Here is a 19,077-nt window from a genome sequence, read left to right as displayed (position 1 = left end):
ATGGGGCTTTATCAGCCCCATCAACAGTGATGAAAATGCATTGAACGCGATTATAGGATAAAACGGCTCAGATCTTCATCTGCGACCAGCGCATCCAGATGTTTGCTCACATATTCGGCATCAATTGTGATGCTTTGGCCGTTTAAATCGCTCGCATCATAGGAAATATCTTCCATCAGACGCTCGAGAACGGTATGCAGACGACGTGCACCGATGTTTTCGGTGGTTTCATTGACCTGCCAGGCCGCTTCGGCAATGCGTTTAATGCCCGATTCGGTGAAGTTGATGTCCACACCTTCGGTCGCCATCAGCGCTTTGTACTGGACGGTGATGGAGGCATTCGGTTCGGTAAGGATACGCTCAAAATCGCTGGTGGTCAGCGCCTGCAGCTCGACACGAATCGGCAGACGACCCTGCAGTTCCGGGATCAGGTCAGATGGTTTCGCTACCTGGAATGCGCCAGAGGCGATAAACAGAATGTGGTCTGTTTTCACCATACCGTGTTTAGTGGAGACCGTGCAGCCTTCAACCAGCGGCAGCAGGTCGCGCTGTACGCCTTCACGGGACACGTCCGGGCCGGAGGATTCGCCGCGCTTACAGATTTTGTCGATTTCGTCGATAAACACGATTCCGTGTTGCTCAACGGCGTCGATAGCTTCCTGTTTCAGCTCTTCCGGATTCACCAGTTTGGCCGCTTCTTCTTCAATCAGCAGCTTCATCGCGTCTTTGATTTTCAGCTTACGCGGTTTTTGCTTCTGACCGCCCAGGTTCTGGAACATGGACTGTAGCTGGCTGGTCATCTCTTCCATTCCCGGAGGCGCCATGATTTCAACGCCCATCGGTGCGGCCGCGAGATCGATTTCGATCTCTTTATCATCCAGCTGGCCTTCACGCAGTTTTTTACGGAACGCCTGACGCGCTGCAGAAGGTTCCTGCGGCTGCTCTGACTGTCCCCAGTTATTTTTAGCCGGTGGGATCAGCACGTCGAGAATGCGCTCTTCCGCCATCTCTTCGGCACGGAAGCGGTTTTTCTCGATGGCCTGAACGCGGACCATTTTGATGGCAGCATCGGTCAGATCGCGGATGATAGAGTCAACTTCTTTACCAACATAGCCGACTTCGGTGAATTTCGTTGCTTCAACTTTGATGAACGGCGCGTTGGCCAGTTTTGCCAGACGACGGGCGATTTCGGTTTTACCGACGCCGGTTGGGCCAATCATCAGAATGTTTTTCGGCGTAACTTCATGGCGCAGCTCTTCGTTGAGCTGCATGCGGCGCCAGCGGTTACGCAGGGCAATCGCCACGGAACGCTTAGCGTTATCCTGGCCGATGATGTGTTTGTTCAGTTCGCTGACAATTTCGCGTGGGGTCATTTCAGACATGGGGGATCCTTACGCTTTGGAGTTCAATTCTTCGATGGTATGGAAGTGGTTGGTATAAATGCAGATATCCCCTGCAATATCCAACGCTTTCTCAGCAATCTCGCGTGCGCCAAGCTCGGTGTTTTCCAGCAGAGCGCGTGCAGCAGCCTGGGCGTAGGGACCGCCGGAGCCGATGGCAATCAGATCGTTTTCTGGCTGGATGACGTCGCCGTTACCGGTGATGATGAGTGATGCAGTTTCATCCGCAACGGCCAGCAGCGCTTCGAGTTTGCGCAGCATACGGTCGGTACGCCAGTCTTTTGCCAGTTCAACGGCAGCTTTCACCAGGTGACCCTGGTGCATTTCCAGCTTGCGTTCAAACAGTTCAAACAGCGTGAATGCATCCGCAGTACCGCCCGCAAAGCCCGCGATGACTTTGTCGTTGTACAGACGGCGGACTTTCTTCACGTTGCCTTTCATTACGGTGTTACCCAGTGTGGCCTGACCATCACCGGCGATTACCACATGGCCGTTACGGCGTACGCTTACTATTGTTGTCACGAGCAGACCCCTTGGTTACAAATGCAAAACACAGGCCCCGCGCAGTATGCGGGGCGTAATGCAAGTATAGATGGGGGGGATTTTGGGGGTTTCAACCCCCAGTGGCGAGTCGAATGCAGTTTGTGTGACCAGCAACTTTCAGGCGGCTGATGGTGTTGTCGGCATTCTCTTTGCCTTTGACCGGACCAATGACCACGCGATTCCAGCCGTTATTGGTGGTAATACGTGAGTTGAAGCCTTCAAAGGCCAACTGCGCGCGCACGGTTTCTGCCTGCTCAGCGCCTTTAAATGAGCCGCACTGTACCATCCAGCGGCGTTCATCTTTTTTCTCCGCCGTCTGTTTTGGCGGCTGCGTTTCATTTGTTATCGGCGCGGCCGGCTGCGTTTTCGGCTGAGCGGCGGTGGTATGCGCAGGTGTTTGCAGTAGATCCTGATACGGCTGTTGGGCCGCAGGTTTTGGCTGCGCCTTCGGCTGCTGTACCGGTGCGGCTTGCGCAGTACGCGTTTGCTGCTGCTGGTACGGCTGTTCCGTTACCCGTTGGCGCGGCTGTTGAGCCTGCTGTTGGGTGTTATTCCACTGCTGCTGTTGCACCTGACGCTGCAGCGTTTGCTGGCGTTGTTCAGCAGTTTGTTCGTTCCATGGTACTTCGTTGAGCTGCGTTGGCTGTTGGCGCATATCGGCCTGCATTTGCGCCAACAACTGGCGCTGCTCATTGGTAAGCTGATCGGCGTTCAGTACCTCGCCGCCTGCAGACGGTTCGGTAGGCGCACGTACGCCAGGCTGACGGCTTTCCAGCTCTTTGATGTATCGCCAGCGCTCTTCCGGTTTTGGCGGGATGCCATTACCGGTGACTTTCTGGTTTTGCAGCGTTTCGGACTCTTCTTTCTTGTGATGCGTAATGAAGTAAAGACCACCGATAAAGGTCACGAGTACGGCTGCAGCAATAGCAACCATAGCGGGCGATACCGCAGGCGTATTGCGTTGTTTTTTCCGTGATGTGCTCTTCTTGCGCCGCGAAGGTGCCGGTTGGCCGCGACGTACATAATCTCGTTGTGCCACTATCGTTTCGCTGTATTTATTCGTTCGTCAGCCCGCCATGTTACTTAAGCGGCGGGCCTTTGACCAGACAGGGGAGTCCGAAAGCACTTTACTTTACGTCAGTGCCCGGGTAGTGCCCCGAATAATAAGCTCGCAGTCCAGTAAACGTGAGCCACTGCTGACGTTCTGACCTTGTAATTGATCGAGCAGTAACAGCATAGCTTCACGTCCGATATCGAAACGCGGCTGTGCGACGGTTGTCAGGGGTGGATCACAAAATTCCGTGAGCGAAATATTATCAAAGCCAATGATGGATAAATCGTCAGGTACCTTCAGACCCTGACGTTTGGCGTAAGAGAGTGCCCCCAGCGCCATGACATCGCTGTGGCAAAAGACCGCAGTAGGTGGCTGTGGAAGCTCAAGGAGTTGCTTAAGCGCATTGGCTCCCGCTTCATAGGTAAAGTCACCACGCGCGATGAAATGCGGATCGACCGTAATTCCACTGCGGCGCAATGCCTGAACGTAACCTTGCAGACGGTAATGGCACAGCGGCATATCCTCTGGTCCGGCGATACAGCCAATGCGTTTATGCCCCAGTTCCAGCAGATAGTTCATCGCGTTGAAGGCGGCGGTGAGATTATCAATGTGCACGGTGGGGAGTTCCAGCTCTGGCGCGAACTCGTTGGACATGACCATCGGCGGCAAGTTGCGCTGCTCTTCCACGCTGGCATCAAACGGCAGTCGCGAACTGAGCAGCACCATGCCATCGATCTGTTTGGTGATAATGAGATTGAGGAAGGTCTTTTCCTGCTGATTCTGGTGGGCGCAGTCGCCGATAAGCACCAGATATCCCTGCTCAGCGGCGGTCACTTCTATGCCGCGAATCACTTCGCTAAAAAACGGATCGCAGATATCCGGGACAATCACCAGAATGGTACGTGATTCATTACGCTTAACGTTGCGTCCCATTGATTGGGGTAAATATCCCACTTCCAGCGCTGCCTGTTCAACCTTGTTACGGGTTGACTGCGAGACTTTGTCCGGGTTCATTAATGCGCGGGATACGGTTGCCGTTGAGACTTTCGCCTTCAGAGCAACATCTTTCATCGTAGCGGCGGCAACCTGCTTATTCGGTTTCACTCTTTCTCCTCGCCAGAGAGCTGCTGGCACAGACTCGTCCTTGAATAGCCTTCATCTGAAACATTTTTATCAGATAGTTAATGGAAGCGGTTACAGAATTTTCATAAAAAGTGTGATGGATCTTTAATTTTACGATCCGCCTCGCATCGTGAAGGATTATCCCTCGATGGGATCGACATCCAGCACCCATTTTACTTTACGTGCATCGGGTAGCGTATTGATCAGCGCCAGCGTACCGCTGACGATATGCTGCAGGCGAATTCGCGACGGATGTTGCAACAAAATTTGCCAGCGATAGCGACCGCCGCGCTTGGGGGCCAGGGCGGGAACCGGGCCGAGCACCCACAGTTTGTCATCGGCAAGCGGACTGGCCTGGATCAGATTTCGCAACTGTTGTAAGAACATAGGCGCATGCTGGTTGTTATGATCTTCTGCCCGCACAATCACATGGCTGGTCCACGGTGGAAGCTGGAGCGTTTGTCGCTCGGCCAGCGCCTGCTCGGCAAACGCGTCATAACCTTTGTACAGCAAAGTTTGCAGCAGCGGATGTTCAGGATGGTGCGTTTGTAGCACCACTTCGCCCTGTTTCCCGGCGCGTCCTGCTCGCCCGGAGACCTGCGTGTAAAGCTGGGCGAAGCGTTCTGCCGACCGGAAATCTGCAGAGAACAGCGCGCCGTCAACGTCCAGAAGCGCCACCAGGGTGACGTCCGGGAAGTGGTGGCCTTTGGCCAGCATTTGCGTGCCGATCAGAATTCGTGCGCCGCCGCGATGTACTTCCGCCAGATGCTGCTCCAGCGACCCTTTACGGCTGGTGGTGTCGCGATCGATGCGTGAGATTGGCACACCGGGGAAAAAAGGGGCCAGAGCCTGCTCAAGCTGTTCGGTGCCGAGTCCAACCGGAACCATATGCGTTGAGCCGCAGGAAGGGCACTGACGTGGTATTGGGCGCTGGCTGTCGCAGTGGTGGCAGCGTAAATGGTGCTGTGCCTGATGCAGCGTGTAGTAGTGATCGCAGCGCGGACATTCGGCAATCCAGCCGCAGTCATGGCACAGCAGCGCAGGAGCAAAGCCCCGGCGGTTCAAAAACAGAATCACCTGGTTATCCGCCTGCAGGTGCTGACGCATACGGGTGATAAGCGCAGGGGCAAGTCCGGCCTGCACCTGCTGACCTTTGAGATCCAGCACGTGCTGAGTGGCGGGGCGCGCATTTCCGGCACGGCGCGTCAGGCGCAGCATGCGATATTTTTTCTGTCGCACGTTGCACAGCGTTTCCAGAGCCGGAGTGGCTGAGCCGAGAATAATCGGGATCTGCTCGCTGTGGGCGCGATAAACCGCGAGATCGCGTGCATGATAGCGCCAGCCTTCCTGCTGTTTATAAGAGCTGTCGTGCTCTTCGTCGATGACAATCACGCCGAGATTTTTAAATGGTGTAAACAGCGACGAGCGCGTGCCGATAACAATCGCCGCTTCGCCATTTTTTGCTTTCAACCAGGCCGAAAGACGTTCGCTGTCGTTCAAACCGGAGTGCAGGACTTCGACCGGCGCATTGAAGCGTTCGCGAAAACGGGCAATAGTTTGCGGCGTCAGGCCAATCTCCGGCACCATCACCAGCGCCTGTTTGCCCTGGGCCAGGACATTTTCCAGTACGCTTAGATAGACCTCTGTTTTGCCTGAGCCCGTCACGCCCGCTAATAGCCAGGCGCTAAAACTGTCCGCGGCGCTGTGAATTGCTCCGACGGCGGTGGCTTGCTCGGTGTTCAGTCGAAGACGCTCACCTGAAACCGCGTAGTGGGTACGCCAGTCGCTAAAGCCTGGTGTTTCGCTCGCCAGATCGCACAGCCCTTTTTTCCGCAGCGCCTGTAATGCGGCGTCATTAAATTCGAGCTCAGCCACCTGGTCGCGCCAGATTTTTCCCTGGCGTAGCGCAGCCAGCGCCTGCTGTTGCTTGGGAGAGCGCTTGAGGCTGTTGAGATCAATAACCTGACCTTCTTCAGTGGCAAACCAGTACCATATGGGCGCGTTTGTCGCCGGGCGTCCCTGGCGCAGCAGAATCGGCAGGGCATGAAACAGTACGTCGCCGATAGGATGGTGATAATAGTCAGCCGCCCACAGCAGCAGACGCCAGACGGAGGTCGAATAAACCGGCTCGCTGTCCAGCACTTCGAGAACGGCTTTCAATTCGCTCAGCGGCAGTTCGCTGTGCTCGCTGACGGATAGAACGATGCCCACGCGCTCCTGTTGCTTGCCAAAGGGCACGCGTACACGACACCCGGCTTTGGCGCTCATGCCTTCCGGCAGCAGGTAGTCAAAGGTGCGAGGTAGCGGAACGGGTAAGGCAACGTGCGCAACGGGCATTGAATCATCCTGACTTGAAATCTGGCGGGTTAGTATACACATTAGTGAAGGGTAGAATGCGGATCAGTTTGCATGAGCAGGTTAATTTCTGTATGATTCGCCGCCTTTGATGCAAATTGATTGCGTCAAACAATGACCATTACCCGAGAGTTTCAGGCTGTTGATGCAGCGTGAAAGGTGACGGGGAATAATTAACATCGCGTGGTGTCTGGCGTTAGGGCTGGAAGAGCGACGCGGCCTTAAACCGAGGTTTTCCCATGAAAAAAGATATTCACCCGAAATACGAAGAAATTACTGCAAACTGCTCTTGCGGTAACGTCATGAAAATCCGCTCTACCGTCGGTCACGATCTGAACCTGGACGTGTGCGGTCAGTGCCACCCGTTCTATACTGGCAAGCAGCGTGATGTTGCTACCGGTGGCCGTGTTGATCGCTTCAACAAGCGTTTCAGCATCCCAGGCAGCAAGTAAGTTTCAGCTGTCAGAAAAAAGCGCCTTATGGCGCTTTTTTTGTATCTGCGCCTGCAGACTGAAATTCGTATTGATGTATTGAATGATGTCTTTTATTTAATAAATAAAACAGTGTTTTTATTTTTACGATAAAATGTTTCAACTGGTGATCTGCGTCCTTTTTATCTTCTTGTTTTTGCCACTTATGCCAATCTTTGGCAAAATACCAAAGGTTTCTTCCTTCTTTCTAAAATACACTTTCGTGGAAATATAAAATTATTCTTATTCCTTCATCGTTTCTTCATTTATGGACGGAGCGAGATGGGCAATTTCCTAGATTTAGTGTGAAGAGGGATGGTCATGAAATTTAAATCCGCGTTATTACTGATTTCATTATTCTCTGCGGCCGCGCAAGCGGGTTATGTTGATTATCGACATGAATATTATGATGATGGTCGTAATTACGACCGTGTTTATATGTCGCATCGTTTTGCTACGGGTTTTGGTGTGGCAGTCGAGGCCATTTCACGTTCCGAAAATACGCAATCTAATGATGCGTGGAATAATATGGAAAGTAATGGCAACGAGTATACGGCAAGCTACCAGTTCACCTGGAATGACCTTGTCTGGCAGACGGGTATTGCGCTCGAAACGGGCGATAACATCGCGATTTATAAGCCTTATATTCGCGTGCAGTATAACATCAATGACCATTGGTGGACCGCGTTCCGCTATCGTCAGGAGTACATGCGCAGAAACACTGACGGCAAGGATGACCGCATGGTCTATCGTCCGGAAGCATGGCTCGGTTATAACATCAATGACTGGATGTTTGAGCTGAACGGTATTTATAAAATTGCCGATAGCGAAGATTTATATAACAACCGAAAAGACGATTACGAATATAACTTCCGTGTGGCGTATAAAATAGGCTCATGGGTTCCATTTGTTGAGGTGGGTAACGTTTCCTCGGGGTATAACACCACAACCACAGACGATCGTCAGACCCGCTATCGCGTTGGTCTCGGTTATAACTTCTGACCGTTAATACACTTCGTATCGATTTATTACGCTGAGCATCGGTATACGCATAGTTTGCGTGAATAATGTGTCTAAGGAGTTAACATCATGTCTAATGATGGAACAATGATTGGAAGCAATCAAAATATTGCCGTCAGGCCTTTCGGATTAAGAGATAAATTCGGTTATTTATGTGGTGACCTCGGAACCTGTTTTATTCTTGGGCTGGTAAATAGTTTTTTAATGATTTATTACACCAACGTACTCGGTATTTCCGGTGTTATTGTTGGTTCACTCTATTTTGTGACCAAACTCTTTGATGCGTTTGTCGACGTTGGCGTAGGGCGCTTATGTGATACCTCTAAACTGACGGCTCATGGGCGATTTAACCCCTGGGTGCGCCGCATGAAGTACCCGTTTTGCATCATTGCGGTCGTTCTGTTCCTGCCGTTTGTGCATGATTTTTCTTATACGGCGAAAATTATCTACATCTGCTGTTCCTATTTTATTTACGGTTCGCTGTTATCGACAGTGAGTATTCCGTATGGCGCCATGTCTGCGGCGATTAGCTCGTATCCGGAAGATCGCGTATCGCTGTCAACCTGGCGCAGCGTTGGGTCCGCCATCGGTGGCGGGACAACCGGCTTTTTTATTCCGATCCTGATGTACACCACTCTGGTGGACGGAAGCCAGGTGATCTCTGGGCAGCATTTCTTCTGGATTGCCATTGGTTGTTCTGTGCTGGGGTTTATCTTTTTAACGTTGACCTGTCAGTTAACGACAGAACGTGTGCGGGTGGAAAGAAAAGAGAGCATGCCGGTTTCTGTGCTGCTGAAGGGGTTGATACGCAATAAAGCGCTGATTGTTTTAGTGGTTGTGGATCTGCTGATTGTGATTAATCAGGGGTTGTCTGGTACCAACATGACTTACCTGTTTAATGACTATTTCCATAACAAAGAGGCCATGTCCGTTGCATTGCTCTTCACCTTTGGCTCTCTGGTTTTGCTGGCACCCTCGGCATCCTGGCTCACGAAGCGCTTTGGTAAGAAAGAAGCCAGCGTAGGCGCGCTGCTCTTTGCGGTAGCCATGTATGTGATTATGTACTTCACCCACATTACCGACGCGAAGGTTTATTTGGTTTTCCTGTTCCTGGCGACGCTGGGGGCCGGGTTATTCAACCTGATGATTTGGGCGTTTATGACCGATGTGTGTGATTATCACCAGTATGTCACCGGCGATCGTGAGGATGGGACCGTCTATGGCGTGAACTTCTTCGCCCGCAAGGTTGGCCAGGCGTGCGCAGGGGCTATTGGCGGCTTTATGCTGGCCATCATTGGTTATCAATCTTCGTCAACGGGTGGCGCTGTGCAAACCAGCATTGTGCAGGAAAACATCTATACGATGGCGAATCTGTTACCGGCTTTATGCCTTTTTTTGGCAGCGGTCATTCTGATTTATTTCTATCCATTGAACCGTAAAGAGACGCTCAAAATGGAAGAAACATTGAATAAGATTAATGGTATCAGTAAGTAACGTAGTGAGAAGCGGCGGGAGTAATCCCGCCTTTTCTCATCTGTCTTGAAAAATCAGTATTCCCACGTTTCCGGGTTGATACCCAGTTCACGCATGATTACCTTTGCTTCTTCCGGGATTTCATCGCTGCGCTCTTTACGCAGGTCGTCATCGTTGGGTAATGGTTGCCCGGTAAAAGCATGCAGAAACGCTTCACACAGCAGTTCGCTGTTGGTGGCGTGACGCAGGTTGTTAACCTGACGACGCGTGCGTTCATCGGTAAGGATTTTTAACACCTTCAGAGGAATGGAAACCGTAATTTTTTTGACTTGCTCACTCTTCTTACCGTGCTCAGCGTATGGGCTGATATATTCGCCGCTCCATTCAGCCATGAGATACCTAATCCTCTTTGTCATTAATATTGAGGCCAGAACCTGAGCCCGGACCATAATTGCGCGTAGTTTATCGTAGTGGCGTGGCCCTGACACGAAGTAAGCCGACGCAGATGTACGCTAATGCATATAATTTTAACGGCTATTTCCGGTTTGCTCAATCTATACGCAAAGAAGTTTAGATGTCCAGATGTATTGACGGCTATCGTAACTATGATTACTCTGGTGTCTGACTTTTCACCGACTCAGCCAGGATCTCCTCAATATGACGCGTAAACAGGCCACCATCGCAGTGCGTAGCGGGTTAAATGACGACGAACAGTACGGTTGCGTTGTCCCGCCGATCCACCTCTCCAGCACCTATAACTTTACCGGTTTTAATGAGCCTCGCGCCCATGACTATTCGCGCCGCGGTAACCCAACGCGTGATGTCGTTCAGCGTGCGCTGGCGGAACTGGAAGGTGGGGCGGGGGCAGTACTGACCAATACCGGCATGTCGGCGATTCATCTGGTGACCACGGTATTCCTCAAGCCTGGCGATCTGCTGGTCGCACCGCACGACTGCTACGGCGGGAGTTATCGTCTGTTTGACAGCCTGGCAAAGCGTGGCTGTTATCGCGTACTGTTTGTCGATCAAGGAGATGAGCAGGCGTTGCAGGCGGCACTGGCGGAAAAACCGAAGCTGGTGCTGGTAGAAAGCCCAAGCAACCCGCTGTTGCGCGTGGTGGATATCGCGAAAATCTGCCAACTGGCGCGCGAGGCTGGTGCGGTCAGCGTGGTGGACAACACTTTTTTAAGCCCGGCACTGCAAAATCCACTGGCATTAGGCGCCGATCTGGTGTTGCATTCATGCACGAAATATTTAAACGGTCACTCCGACGTAGTGGCTGGTGTGGTGATAGCAAAAGATCCGGAAACGGTCACTGAACTGGCATGGTGGGCGAATAATATTGGTGTGACCGGCGGCGCGTTTGATAGTTATCTGCTGTTGCGCGGCCTGCGTACTCTGTCACCTCGTATGGAGGTGGCGCAACGTAATGCTCAGGCGATTGTGGATTATCTGCAAACTCAGCCGCTGGTGAAAAAATTGTATCACCCGTCATTGCCGGATAATCAGGGCCATGAGATTGCCGCGCGTCAGCAAAAAGGGTTTGGCGCGATGTTGAGTTTTGAGCTGGATGGCGATGAGCAAACGCTGCGTCGCTTCCTCGGCGGGTTGTCATTGTTTACGCTGGCGGAATCGTTAGGGGGCGTTGAAAGTCTGATCTCCCATGCCGCAACCATGACACACGCGGGAATGGCGCCAGAAGCGCGTGCTGCTGCCGGAATTTCGGAAACGCTGTTGCGTATCTCCACCGGTATTGAAGATGGCGAAGATTTAATTGCCGACCTGGAAAATGGCTTCCGGGCTGCAAACAAGGGGTAAACATGAATGTGATTGCGCAGGCAGGGACGAAGGGTCGTCAACTGCACAAATTTGGTGGTAGTAGTCTGGCTGATGTGAAATGTTATCTGCGTGTCGCAGGCATTATGGCGGAGTACTCGCAGCCTGATGACATGATGGTTGTTTCAGCCGCAGGCAGTACCACTAACCAGTTGATTAGCTGGCTAAAATTAAGCCAGACCGATCGTCTGTCTGCGCATCAGGTTCAACAGGCGTTACGTCGCTATCAGAGTGAGCTTATCAGCGGTTTGTTACCTCCTGAGGTGGCGGATGGGCTGATCGGCGCGTTTATTCACGATCTGGAGCGCCTGGCCGGATTACTCGACAGCGGCGTGAATGATGCCGTCTATGCTGAAGTCGTCGGGCATGGCGAGGTGTGGTCGGCGCGTTTGATGTCTGCCGTCCTTAACCAACAGGGGCTGGAGTCAGCCTGGCTGGATGCGCGCGATTTTTTACGTGCCGAGCGCGGCGCTCAGCCGCAGGTGGATGAAGGTCTTTCTTACCCATTGCTGCAGCAACTGCTGGCGCAGCATCCGGGCAAACGCCTGGTCGTTACCGGTTTCATTAGCCGTAGCAACGCCGGTGAGACGGTACTGCTGGGGCGTAACGGCTCCGACTACTCGGCGACGCAGGTTGGCGCGTTGGCGGGGGTTTCCCGCGTAACCATCTGGAGCGATGTCGCCGGTGTTTACAGCGCGGATCCGCGTAAAGTAAAAGATGCCTGTCTGCTGCCGCTGCTGCGTCTGGATGAAGCCAGCGAGCTGGCGCGTCTGGCGGCTCCGGTTCTCCATGCCCGCACCCTTCAGCCGGTTTCCGGCAGCGATATCGATCTCCAGTTGCGTTGTAGCTATACGCCGGAGCAGGGATCGACGCGTATTGAACGCGTGCTGGCTTCCGGTACCGGGGCACGTATTGTGACCAGCCATGACGACGTTTGTCTGATTGAGTTTCAGGTTCCCACTGGCCAGGACTTTAAACTGGCCTATAAAGAGATTGATCAGATTTTAAAACGCACCCAGGTGCGTCCGCTGGCAGTGGGTGTGCATCCTGACCGCCAGTTGCTGCAATTTTGCTATACCTCCGAAGTCGCTGATGGCGCACTGAAAATTCTGGATGAAGCTGGCCTGCCGGGCGAGCTGCGTCTGCGCCAGGGGCTGGCGCTGGTGGCGATGGTTGGGGCGGGCGTCACCCGTAACCCGCTGCACTGCCATCGCTTTTGGCAACAGTTGAAAGGTCAGCCGGTCGAATTCACCTGGCAGTCGGAAGAGGGCATTAGCCTGGTCGCCGTATTGCGTACCGGGCCAACGGAGAGCCTAATTCAGGGTCTGCACCAGTCAATCTTCCGCGCGGAAAAACGCATTGGTCTGGTGCTGTTCGGTAAAGGCAACATTGGGTCGCGTTGGCTGGAGCTGTTTGCCCGCGAACAGAGCACGCTCTCGGCGCGTACCGGATTAGAGTTCGTGCTGGCAGGAGTGGTTGATAGCCGCCGTAGCCTGCTGAATTACGAAGGGCTGGATGCCAGCCGCGCGTTGGCCTTCTTCGATGACGAGGCGGTAGAACAGGATGAAGAGTCATTGTTCCTGTGGATGCGCGCCCACCCGTATGATGATTTAGTGGTGCTGGACGTCACTGCCAGCGAGCAGTTGGCGGAGCAGTATCTGGATTTCGCCAGTCATGGCTTCCACGTTATCAGCGCCAACAAGCTGGCGGGGGCGAGTAGCAGTAATAATTACCGCCAGATTCATGACGCCTTTGAAAAAACCGGTCGCCACTGGCTGTATAACGCCACCGTAGGCGCAGGCTTGCCGATCAACCATACCGTGCGCGATCTGATTGATAGCGGAGATACTATTCTGTCGATCAGCGGGATCTTCTCCGGCACGTTGTCGTGGTTGTTCCTGCAATTTGATGGCACGGTCCCGTTCACCGATCTGGTGGATCAGGCGTGGCAGCAGGGTCTGACTGAACCTGATCCGCGCGTGGATCTTTCCGGCAAAGATGTGATGCGCAAGCTGGTGATTCTGGCGCGTGAAGCGGGTTACGACATCGAACCGGACCAGGTACGCGTAGAATCGCTGGTGCCTGCGCACTGTGAAGCAGGTTCTATTGACCATTTCTTTGAAAATGGCGATGAGCTGAACGAGCAGATGGTGCAACGCCTGGAAGCGGCACGTGAAATGGGACTGGTGCTACGCTATGTGGCGCGTTTTGACGCTAACGGTAAGGCACGCGTTGGCGTTGAAGCGGTACGCCCTGAGCACCCGCTGGCGGCACTACTGCCGTGCGATAACGTCTTCGCCATTGAAAGCCGTTGGTATCGTGATAACCCGCTGGTCATTCGCGGACCGGGGGCGGGCCGCGATGTGACCGCCGGGGCGATTCAGTCAGACATCAACCGTTTGGCGCAACTGCTGTAGTTTTTGTTGCCGGATAACATGTGTAAACATCGCCCTCAATGAGGGCGTTGTATTTATCTGCCAGCGACCTTATCGCCTGAAACACCGAATGGGCAGAGTAACGGATACTTTGCTCAAATTCCGTCTGTTGCCGCAACCAGGCGAGAAAACGATGGCTTGCCGCCAGGGTTATTGACGCGCTTTCTTCAACCCGCCCCTGCGTTAACAAACACACCATTTTACGCATATCGCCTCGTTGCCAGATTTGCCACTGATTTCGCCACCATCCCTGATACGTTTTACCCAGCAATTGCCAGGGCAGCGTGCGCTTATCGCTATTCATTTCTTCATCAATAAACCACAGCGAGGCGCGATGATGGCGAAACTGTTCCGCCCATGCGGTAATCGCTGCGCCGCGCAGGAAGCATTCGTGGGCAATAATATGGGTTTTTACCTCTGGCCATAGATGGCTCAGCAGGCGGAAATGCCCATGGGCAGTAATGACCGGGCGTAAAATCGCGCCGCTGGCGTTCCGTTTAAGTATGGCGCTGCCGTACTGGATTTCATCAAACTGGCTGCGGCGTAAAAACTGGGTTTCCCGCTGACTCACTCGCTCAATGATATCGTCGTGAATGACTGTTGGCTCAGCACTGCCACGCCAGCGGTAAAGCAATGATATGCCGGCAGTGTGCGGCGTAAAGTTGCTGGAAATATGCAGAACATTGCCGCGAATAGCGTCAAAAGAGAGTAATACATAGAGTTGCTGGCCTGCACTAACGCCCTGAAAAGGGACGAGCAAGGGAATCGTCGCTATTTGTTCTGGCAAAACGATGCTGGTGGGAGGCGCCTGCTTTGGTGTCCACACTTTTTTGCAGTTTCGGCACTGGACGCGCTGGCTACCCTGGGGATTATGCCCATAGCGAATGATTTCTCGCTGGTAGCAACATGGGCAAAACTGACCACGATTAGCGGCAAAATCCGCTAAATAAGCCGACAACCAGCAACGGAACTGTTCCTCATCAAACAGCGGTGGAAGGCTGCCGCATGCCCGACAATGCAGTGCGGCATAACCCAGCCGATATTCTGGCCAGCTGTAATCAGCTGAACTCGCCAGCCCCAGATTTTTGCAGCCAAAGGATTTGCAGCAATTGATAGTGAACAGTGACGTCATCCTGTTACCAACGATTTTTAATGGTCGTTGATTTTGGCCTGCAACTATCACCGATGGATGTGAGTTTTCTCACATAAAAAAACCTTTCAGAACGTAACGTAGCGAATCTTTATATGACTGAAAGGGATTGGTTATGAAGCTAAAAATGCTTGCTGTCGGTGTTCTGGTATCTTTACCGCTCTGGGCGAGTGCCAAAGATGTCACGATTATTTATACCAACGATCTCCATGCCCATGTCGAACCTTATAAAGTGCCATGGATTGCCAATGGCACACGAGATATTGGCGGTTGGGCCAATATCTCGGCGATGGTGAAGCAGGAGAAAGCGAAAAATAGCGCCACCTGGTTTTTGGATGCTGGCGACTATTTCACCGGGCCATATATCAGCAGCCTGACCAAGGGGAAGGCGATTATCGATATCATGAACACCATGAATTTTGACGCTGTCACCATGGGTAATCATGAATTCGATCACGGTTGGGACAATACGCTGCTGCAACTGAGCCAGGCAAAGTTTCCGATCGTGCAGGGCAACATCTTTTACCAAAACAGCAGCAAAATGTTCTGGGATAAGCCTTACACCATTATTGAAAAAGATGGCGTAAAGATAGGCGTGATTGGCCTGCACGGCGTGTTTGCTTTTGATGATACGGTTTCCGCTGCGACACGTGTCGGGATCGAGGCGCGGGATGAAGTGAAGTGGTTGCAACGCTATATCGATGAGCTGAAAGGCAAAGTCGATCTCACCGTGGCGCTGATCCATGAAGGCACGCCAGCGCGTCAGTCCAGTCTGGGGGGCACCGATGTACGCCGTGCGCTGGATAAAGACATCCAGACTGCAGGCCAGGTGCAGGGGTTGGACATCCTGATCACCGGTCATGCGCATGTGGGCACGCCGGAGCCGATTAAAGTAGGTAACACCCTGATTCTGTCTACCGACAGCGGCGGCATTGATGTGGGTAAACTGGTGCTGGATTACCAGCAAAAACCGCATCAATTTACCGTGAAGAACTTCGAGCTGAAAACCATTTTTGCTGATGAGTGGCAGCCAGACCCGCAGACGAAACAGGTCATTGATGGCTGGAATAAAAAGCTCGATAAAGTGGTGCAGCAGACGGTTGCCAACGCGCCGGTTGAGCTGACGCGTGCTTACGGTGAATCTTCTTCGCTGGGAAATCTGGCGGCAGATGCGTTGCTGGTTGCGGCGGGTAAAGATACCCAGTTAGCGCTCACTAACTCGGGCGGCATCCGGAATGAAATCCCTGCTGGAGTCATCACCATGGGCGCAGTCATTAGCACCTTCCCGTTCCCGAATGAGCTGGCAACCATGGATCTCACCGGGAAGCAGTTACGTAGCCTGATGGAGCACGGCGCGGGTTTAAGCAACGGTGTATTGCAGGTGTCCAAAGGACTGGAGATGAAGTATGACAGCAGTAAACCGGTTGGTCTGCGGGTTAGCGTATTGACGTTAAACGGCAAACCCATTGAGGATGCCACGGTTTATCACATTGCCACCAATAGCTTCCTGGCTGACGGCGGTGATGGTTTCACGACATTTACTGAAGGTAAAGCGCGTAACACATCCGGCGGTTACTATGTCTCTAATGCGGTCGTGGATTATTTCAAAGCGGGAAATACGCTGACGGATGAGCAACTCAAAGGCATGCGTGTGGAAGATGTGAAACCGTAGTGAGGTCAGGCCAGCAGATATTCCGCTGGCCTTTGTTTTAACCTCTGGGGGAGGCAAACACCTCTTTTGCAGCGAACAGGCCGTTGAGTGCTGCCGGGAATCCCGCATAAACAGCCATCTGCATCATCACTTCAATAATCTCTTCCTGCGTTAAGCCAACGTGCAGCGCGGCGGCGATGTGTACCTTAAGCTGCGGTGCGGCGTTACCCATGGCGGTGAGCGCGGCGACGGTGGCAATTTCTCTACTGCGTAAATCCAGCCCCGGCCTTGAATAGATGTCGCCAAAAGGAAATTCAATCAGGTATTGGGCGAAGTCTGGCGCAATATCCTGCAGACTTTCGACTACCGCATCTCCGCCTTTTCCATCAACCTGTTGCAGCATTCTCTGACCGGTTAAATAGCGTTCTGAATCGATGATAATCACCTCGTGAGTTCGTGTACGGCATGAGGATAGAGCGCGCAGAATGATTGGGGTAATACCGTTTCCGTGATACCTTTTCGGTATGACAACATCGCCTTTGCACTCTCTGGATATCCGCCTCCTACGCTATTTTTCCGTGGTGGCGGAAGAGAACAACATGAGTCGAGCGGCGCTGCGTTTATTTATGTCGCAGCCGCCGCTGAGTCGCCACATTCGCCAGCTTGAAGAGCGCCTGGGGGTGACGCTTTTTGTCCGTCATACCCGTGGACTTACGCTGACGGAGGACGGCCAGCGCGTACTTGAAATCGTGCGCCCGCTATTGGCGCTACAGGATAAAACCTGGGCGGCGTTGAGTCAGATAGCGAAAACGGGAGAGCAATCTCTGCGCTTAGGGCTAAGTACAGCGTTTGAGCAGGGTGTTTTTGCGGCGCTTGAGTCGCAGCTTGCTACGCGTGTACAGAAGCTACATATTGTCCGTCATGGTTCGCCTGAACTGGCGCGTCAGGTGCGTCGGGGAAAACTGGATGCAGCGCTGGTGGCGCTACCGCTTGAGAATTCGGGTCTTAGCGTCACGCCGCTCGGCTGGCAAGAATCGATGATCGCCGCCTTACCCGCGCTCTGGCCAGAGGCGGCTCTGCCTTCGCTCTCGTTAACGTCGCTGAACCACCGACCGCTGTTCTGGTTCAAACGTGAACGTAACCCTGCTTTTTTTGATTACACTCGACACATTTTTCGTCGTGCTGGTTACTCTCCTGCACTTATTGAGGAGCCAATGGAACATGACGTGCTGCTGGCACGGATCGCGCAGGGTGACGGTCTGAGCCTGGTTCCGGCCTCCTTTTCCGCTATCCAGCGTCAGGGTGTGATCTTCCTTCCGCTTACTGATACAGAATTGCGGCTTAGCATGGGGTTAGCGACGCTGCCTGAGAACGTAATAAAAGTAGAGTGGCTACAGACGGTCGTGACGCAATCCCTCACCATTTCAAGCTGATGTGAATTTTTTTCACGTTGGCTGAGTATTCCTCACCTTTAACGATGATTTTTGTGTTGACGCCAGCATGCTTTTCCGTCATTTTTACATCTAGACGTCTAAACGTATAGCAGTTCACAACACAACATATAACGACAAAAGATTGATGAGGTAAGGTATGAGCTTTTTTCACGCCAACCAGCGGGAAGCCCTGAATCAGAGCCTGGCAGAAGTGCAGGGTCAGATTAACGTTTCGTTTGAGTTTTTCCCGCCGCGCACCAGTGAAATGGAGCAAACCCTGTGGAACTCCATCGATCGCCTGAGCAGCCTGAAGCCGAAGTTTGTTTCAGTTACTTACGGTGCAAACTCTGGTGAGCGCGACCGTACGCACAGCATTATTAAAGGCATTAAGGATCGCACAGGTCTTGAAGCGGTCCCGCACCTGACATGCATTGATGCGACCCGCGATGAGCTGCGTACCATTGCTCGGGACTACTGGCAAAACGGTATTCGTCATATTGTTGCCCTGCGCGGCGATCTGCCGCCGGGAAGCGGTAAACCGGATATGTATGCTTCCGACCTGGTGACTCTGCTGAAAGACGTTGCAGACTTCGATATCTCCGTTGCGGCTTACCCGGAAGTGCACCCGGAAGCCAAAAGCGCTCAGGCCGATTTGCTGAACCTGAAGCGTAAGGTTGATGCCGGTGCAAACCGCGCGATCACCCAGTTTTTCTTCGATGTAGAAAGCTATCTGCGCTTTCGCGATCGCTGTGTGTCTGCGGGAATCGATGTGGAAATTATTCCGGGCATCCTGCCGGTATCTAACTTTAAGCAGGCGAAAAAATTTGCTGACATGACCAACGTCCGCATTCCTGCGTGGATGTCGACCATGTTTGATGGTCTTGATGATGACGCGGAAACCCGCAAGCTGGTGGGCGCGAATATCGCCATGGATATGGTGAAAATTCTCAGTCGCGAAGGGGTGAAGGATTTTCACTTCTATACCCTCAACCGTGCCGAGATGAGCTACGCTATTTGTCACACACTGGGTGTAAGACCTAACTAAACAGATGCCCCAGCCCTCTACGGAGGGCTTTTTGTTGATCATTTTGATCTACATCTCTGTAACTTAAAATATAAAAGGAATTAGCTATCG

General features: G+C 52.8%; 16 protein-coding genes. 8 read left to right on the top strand and 8 right to left on the bottom strand.

From position 1 onward, the window contains the following. Nucleotides 1-50 precede the first annotated feature (50 nt). The 5 genes from hslU to priA form a co-directional block, all read right to left on the bottom strand. Nucleotides 51-1,382, bottom strand: a complete 1,332-nt coding sequence (gene hslU, locus HV302_RS24350) for an HslU--HslV peptidase ATPase subunit (protein WP_003028803.1) — start codon at nucleotides 1,380-1,382, stop codon at nucleotides 51-53. 9 nt (nucleotides 1,383-1,391) lie between these two features. Then, nucleotides 1,392-1,922, bottom strand: a complete 531-nt coding sequence (gene hslV, locus HV302_RS24345) for an ATP-dependent protease subunit HslV (RefSeq protein ID WP_003028805.1) — start codon at nucleotides 1,920-1,922, stop codon at nucleotides 1,392-1,394. Between the two features lie 91 nt (nucleotides 1,923-2,013). Continuing rightward, nucleotides 2,014-2,982 (bottom strand): cell division protein FtsN, encoded by a 969-nt coding sequence (gene ftsN, locus HV302_RS24340; RefSeq protein WP_181626674.1) that lies wholly within the window; start codon nucleotides 2,980-2,982, stop codon nucleotides 2,014-2,016. 93 nt (nucleotides 2,983-3,075) lie between these two features. Further along, complete coding sequence (cytR, locus tag HV302_RS24335) at nucleotides 3,076-4,101, bottom strand: DNA-binding transcriptional regulator CytR (RefSeq protein WP_016157916.1); 1,026 nt, start codon at nucleotides 4,099-4,101, stop codon at nucleotides 3,076-3,078. A 156-nt stretch (nucleotides 4,102-4,257) separates the two neighbouring features. Further along, entirely contained in the window at nucleotides 4,258-6,456 is a 2,199-nt protein-coding gene (gene priA, locus HV302_RS24330; protein WP_016155264.1) for a primosomal protein N', read from the bottom strand. A 257-nt stretch (nucleotides 6,457-6,713) separates the two neighbouring features. On the opposite strand from priA, the gene rpmE reads away from it, so the two are divergent. The 3 genes from rpmE to HV302_RS24315 all read left to right on the top strand — a co-directional run bounded on the left by rpmE (nucleotide 6,714) and on the right by HV302_RS24315 (nucleotide 9,458). Next, a complete protein-coding gene (gene rpmE, locus HV302_RS24325; RefSeq protein WP_008787040.1) occupies nucleotides 6,714-6,926 on the top strand; it encodes a 50S ribosomal protein L31 in 213 nt (70 codons plus the stop codon). 339 nt (nucleotides 6,927-7,265) lie between these two features. After that, nucleotides 7,266-7,946, top strand: coding sequence for an oligogalacturonate-specific porin KdgM family protein (locus tag HV302_RS24320; protein WP_047497584.1), 681 nt, complete (start codon nucleotides 7,266-7,268; stop codon nucleotides 7,944-7,946). Nucleotides 7,947-8,033: 87 nt separating this feature from the next. Beyond that, the gene (locus HV302_RS24315; RefSeq protein WP_181626673.1) at nucleotides 8,034-9,458 is read left to right on the top strand and encodes an MFS transporter; all 1,425 of its coding nucleotides are present in this window, start codon (nucleotides 8,034-8,036) and stop codon (nucleotides 9,456-9,458) included. A 53-nt stretch (nucleotides 9,459-9,511) separates the two neighbouring features. Here the strand turns inward: HV302_RS24315 and metJ are convergent, their stop codons facing one another. After that, entirely contained in the window at nucleotides 9,512-9,829 is a 318-nt protein-coding gene (gene metJ, locus HV302_RS24310; protein WP_003825168.1) for a met regulon transcriptional regulator MetJ, read from the bottom strand. 265 nt (nucleotides 9,830-10,094) lie between these two features. Between metJ and metB the strand changes: the two genes are divergently transcribed. Both metB and metL read left to right on the top strand, forming a co-directional pair. After that, entirely contained in the window at nucleotides 10,095-11,255 is a 1,161-nt protein-coding gene (gene metB, locus HV302_RS24305) for a cystathionine gamma-synthase (RefSeq protein WP_003028818.1), read from the top strand. 2 nt (nucleotides 11,256-11,257) lie between these two features. Continuing rightward, a complete protein-coding gene (gene metL, locus HV302_RS24300) occupies nucleotides 11,258-13,690 on the top strand; it encodes a bifunctional aspartate kinase/homoserine dehydrogenase II (RefSeq protein ID WP_181626672.1) in 2,433 nt (810 codons plus the stop codon). On the opposite strand, the gene HV302_RS24295 is transcribed toward metL, so the two are convergent. Next, complete coding sequence (locus HV302_RS24295) at nucleotides 13,665-14,840, bottom strand: cytoplasmic protein (RefSeq protein WP_181626671.1); 1,176 nt, start codon at nucleotides 14,838-14,840, stop codon at nucleotides 13,665-13,667. The genes metL and HV302_RS24295 overlap by 26 nt on opposite strands. Nucleotides 14,841-14,973: 133 nt before the next feature. Here HV302_RS24295 and HV302_RS24290 point away from each other — a divergent pair, with 133 nt between their 5' ends. Further along, nucleotides 14,974-16,530, top strand: a complete 1,557-nt coding sequence (locus HV302_RS24290; protein ID WP_019077905.1) for a bifunctional metallophosphatase/5'-nucleotidase — start codon at nucleotides 14,974-14,976, stop codon at nucleotides 16,528-16,530. Between the two features lie 37 nt (nucleotides 16,531-16,567). Here HV302_RS24290 and HV302_RS24285 read toward each other — a convergent pair whose 3' ends face one another. Further along, nucleotides 16,568-16,945 carry a carboxymuconolactone decarboxylase family protein gene (locus tag HV302_RS24285; protein WP_181627493.1) on the bottom strand — a complete coding sequence of 126 codons (378 nt, stop codon included), beginning with the start codon at nucleotides 16,943-16,945 and terminating at the stop codon, nucleotides 16,568-16,570. An 88-nt stretch (nucleotides 16,946-17,033) separates the two neighbouring features. On the opposite strand from HV302_RS24285, the gene HV302_RS24280 reads away from it, so the two are divergent. Both HV302_RS24280 and metF read left to right on the top strand, forming a co-directional pair. Next, nucleotides 17,034-17,942, top strand: coding sequence for a LysR family transcriptional regulator (locus HV302_RS24280; RefSeq protein ID WP_080859912.1), 909 nt, complete (start codon nucleotides 17,034-17,036; stop codon nucleotides 17,940-17,942). 157 nt (nucleotides 17,943-18,099) lie between these two features. Beyond that, nucleotides 18,100-18,987 (top strand): methylenetetrahydrofolate reductase, encoded by an 888-nt coding sequence (metF, locus tag HV302_RS24275; RefSeq protein WP_103284374.1) that lies wholly within the window; start codon nucleotides 18,100-18,102, stop codon nucleotides 18,985-18,987. Nucleotides 18,988-19,077: the final 90 nt, after the last annotated feature.

The sequence above is a fragment of the Citrobacter sp. RHBSTW-00859 genome (assembly GCF_013729795.1).
GTDB classification, from domain to species: Bacteria; Pseudomonadota; Gammaproteobacteria; order Enterobacterales; family Enterobacteriaceae; genus Citrobacter; species Citrobacter braakii.
This window is presented reverse-complemented; position numbering and strand designations above follow the sequence as displayed.